The 3,847-nt window shown below is 54.6% G+C and carries 2 protein-coding genes; both read right to left on the minus strand.

Translation table 11 applies throughout. The annotated features are described in order from the left end of the window. Nucleotides 1-686 precede the first annotated feature (686 nt). Nucleotides 687-1,784 (minus strand): rod shape-determining protein, encoded by a 1,098-nt coding sequence (locus Q0482_RS02265; protein WP_299142816.1) that lies wholly within the window; start codon nucleotides 1,782-1,784, stop codon nucleotides 687-689. Then, complete coding sequence (murA, locus tag Q0482_RS02270; protein ID WP_299142819.1) at nucleotides 1,762-3,021, minus strand: UDP-N-acetylglucosamine 1-carboxyvinyltransferase; 1,260 nt, start codon at nucleotides 3,019-3,021, stop codon at nucleotides 1,762-1,764. The genes Q0482_RS02265 and murA overlap by 23 nt, the downstream gene beginning before the upstream one ends. Nucleotides 3,022-3,847 lie beyond the last annotated feature (826 nt).

Consider the following 3,847-nt stretch of genomic DNA (forward strand, 5'->3'; position numbering starts at 1 on the left):
CCAAGGGTTCTTAGGTTTGACGGCGCCTGTGGCGCCGAGGGTTGTGGATTGCCGCCTTTGGCGGCAATGATTATGAAGTCAGCGTTACGGGATTACCCTCCCGCTGCTTAAGTCACGCTAAGCATTCTGCTGAATTGGCCACTGGCGTGGCCACCCCCTATCCGGCTTTGCCGGACTTCCCCAAAGGGAAGCGTGTCACTGGATTCTCAGTCGCCTTCAGCTCCCTACGAATCCAGTTCCCTTGCCACCCCTATTCAGGGGGCAGAATAAACCTCTCTACACTTTCCTGTAGAGTCATGTAGCACAATGCTGAGCGTCCATAGGGACACTGTGCACATCCTGCATAGGATGTGCAAGTCGGGCGAAGCACAGCGTCCATAGTGCCCCCGCTTTAGCGGGGGAAAGGTGGTGCCGTAAGGCACCAAAGGGGGTGCCGCATTTCCTCGCGCCGCAGGCGCGGTTGGCTTGTTTTCCCCTCGCCCGCCAGGGCGGTTGTAAAGGTTTTATACAAACTGGCGCCCCCTCTTTTGGAAGGGCGCCCACCACCTGCCGCCGCAGGCGGCCCCCGATCCTCGATCCCGATCTTCGATCCCAGCCACTAGCTCACTATCTCACCAGCCCGCTATTTTCCCACAAAAAAAGTACAGCCGGTTTCCCCAAGCCGTACTTTTCATGGTGTATTGATTTCAATGGAGATCCTGAAGGGAGTCTCTGAAGGAGTTGATATAGTTTAATGCGGAGCCTGCTCCTACGGCGTTGACGTAGGAGGGGCGGTCTGCCACTTTTGCAGGGACCCCTATGACTCTGGTGATGAGGTCGGCCAGTCCCCGAAGCTGGGAGCCTCCGCCTACCATCATGATGCCGTTTTCCCTGATGGATGCCAGGAGGGCCGGCGGGGTGCGCTGGAGTACGTCACGGATGTGGGTGAAGATTTTATAAAGGATGGGATTCAGCGCTCCTGCTATGTCTTCACTGGTGACTGCCATCTTCACCGGCAGGCCGGAGACGATGGAGAGGCCGCAGGTTTCAGCAATTCTGGGCTGGCTGTCCAGGTCCCAGGATGCGCCCAGGGCGATTTTAAGGCTTTCCGCCTCTTTGCGGCCCACGCGGATATGGTACTTGTTCCGAATGGCAGTAAGGACGGCCATGTCCATGCTGTTTCCCGATTCTCTGGAGAAGTGGCTCACCACGATGCCCTGTTTGGACAGGACGGAAATCTTGGTGGAGCCGCCGCCTATATCCACGATCATGGTGCCTTCCTTCTGGTGCTCTTCCAGTCCCATGCCCAGCATGGCTGCCAGGGGCTGGTCTATGAGAACCGTCTTTCTGGCGCCTACGGCTACTGCCGCTTCCAGAAGGGCCCTCCTCTGCACGCTGTTGATGCCCTTGGGCACGCACATAATGAGCCTTGGATGGAAGAACATGCCCTTTAGGTAGGACCGGTTCACGATGGAGTTTAAAAGATAGGCGGTGCCGCTGTAGTCCACAATGGAGCTTTCCTTCATGGGCCGGCTGATGACGATTTCAGGCGGCGCTTTACCTTCCATTTCCTCCGCCTTTGTGCCATAGGCAAAATATTCCCCGGTGATCCTGTTTTTGGCAATGACAGAGGCTTCCGGAAATACGAGGCCCTTGTGTTTGACGAAAAGAACGATATTCGACGTTCCGATATCCACGCCGATATCTTCCGACCCCAGGGAGCCGATCCAGTCGATGAGAGAATTCTGCCCTGAGGGGACGGAAAATTGGGAGGATGACTGTTTAATCCCTGTCGACTCTGACAATGTCCGCTCCTAACCCCTGCAGTTTTTCTACAAGATGATCATATCCACGGTCAATATGGTGAAGTTCCCCTACTTCCGTTTCCCCGTGGGCTGCCAGGCCTGCAATGGTGAGGGCGGCCCCGGCGCGAAGGTCCGTGGCTCTTACGAAAGCACCGTTCAGGAAAGGCACTCCCTGGACAATGGCGCATCTGCCCTCCACCTGGATGGAAGCACCCATGCGCTGCAGTTCCCCTACATGCATGAAACGGTTTTCAAATACCGTTTCCGTAATCTTGCTGATGCCGTTGCCGATGGTCATGAGGGCCATGAACTGGGCCTGCAGGTCTGTGGGGAATCCGGGATAAGGAAGGGTCTTGATGTCGGTGGAACGGATATGGCCGTCGCTGATGACACGGACGCTGTCGATATCCTTAATCACCTTCACCCCTGCTTCGTTCAGCTTGGCCAGAAGGGGCTTCAGGTGTTCCGTAAGCACATTGTCAATCACCACGTCGCCGCCTACCATGGCTGCGCCGATCATGAAAGTGCCCGCTTCGATACGGTCCGGAATGACAGTGTGAGAAACGCCCTCCAGCTCCTTCACCCCTTCCACACGGATGATATTGGTGCCGGCGCCTTTGATATTGGCGCCCATGGAGTTCAGGAAAGTGACAAGATCTACGATTTCCGGTTCCTCTGCCGCATTTTCAATGATGGTACGGCCTTCCGCCGTAGCAGCAGCCATGAGGATATTTTCCGTAGCCCCTACGCTTGGGAAATCGAGATAAATGGTGGTTCCCTTCAGTCCGTGGGGCGCATAGCCTTCCACAAACCCGTTGCCCACATTGATTTCAGCCCCCATGGCCTCAAAAGCCTTGAGATGAAGATCGATGGGACGGCTGCCGATCATGCAGCCTCCGGGGAGCGCAATCTTCGCATGGCCCATTTTGGCAAGGAGCGGACCCATGATGAGGAAAGAAGCCCTCATTTTGCTCATAAGCTCATAGGAAGCTTCCGTCTTGTCCAGCATGGATGCATCAAAGGTAAGGACATTGTCTTCCCGCTTCACCTTCACGCCCAGAGACTCCAAAACACTGCAGATGGTGGTCACATCATCCAGATTCGGCGCATCCACAATGGATGCCGGGGTGTTCGGAAGAAGGGTGGCTACGATGATAGGAAGAACCGCATTTTTCGCACTGGAAACGCGGACATGTCCATGAAGAGGACGGCCGCCATGAATCACTAATTTTTCCAAAAGGAATCACTCCTGTTACTTAAAAATCAAAGAAATCTTTCAGCTGATAATCATTTTATTCCAAGGATATTCCCTATTCCCGAAACAGGAACACGGAAAGATTGACGAAATCAAATCACCATGTATCATAGCAAAAATTATATATGATTTCAAGAGAAATACGACTGTAGAGCCTGAAAGGTTCTTAAGATTGATGGGCCCTCCGGGCCCAAGGGTTCTTAGGTTTAACAGCAGCTCCGCTGCTGAGGGTTGTGGATAGCCGCCTTTGGCGGCTATGAATATAAAGTCAGCGTTACCGGACTTGCAATGTGCCACTATGGCTCCCCGTCATTTCGAGCGGAGGTACAAGCCGTAGTGCCAAAGCCCCCTTCCTCTGGAAGGGGGTGTCGCCGTCAGGCGACGGAGGATAGCGGATTTTCAAAGAAAATCCGAGGCCCCGCAGGGGCCTTATGTGACTCATAAGTACAGAATGCATTATTCAGACCTATCCTCAGGGCTTCGCCCAGCTCCTTTCTGAGAAAGGAGCCTGCGTTACGGGATTACCCTCCTGCTACATAAATCACACTAAGCATTCTGCTGAATTGGCCACTGGCGTGGCCACCCCCTATCCGGCTGCGCCGGACTCCCCCCCCCCTATTCAGGGGGGAGAATGGGGCCTCTCTATGTTTCTTTGTAGAATCAAAAGTTGCACTATGCTGAAAGCGGGTTGTTGTGCCCCCGCTTGCGGGGTGGCAAAGGAACTGGATTTGTAGGGGAGCACAGCGACCCGAAAATCCAGTGACATGCTTCCCTTTGGGTAAAGGTGGTGGCGCCAGCCACCAAAGGG

It is taken from the genome of uncultured Dialister sp., assembly GCF_937959425.1.
Classification (GTDB): domain Bacteria; phylum Bacillota; class Negativicutes; order Veillonellales; family Dialisteraceae; genus Dialister.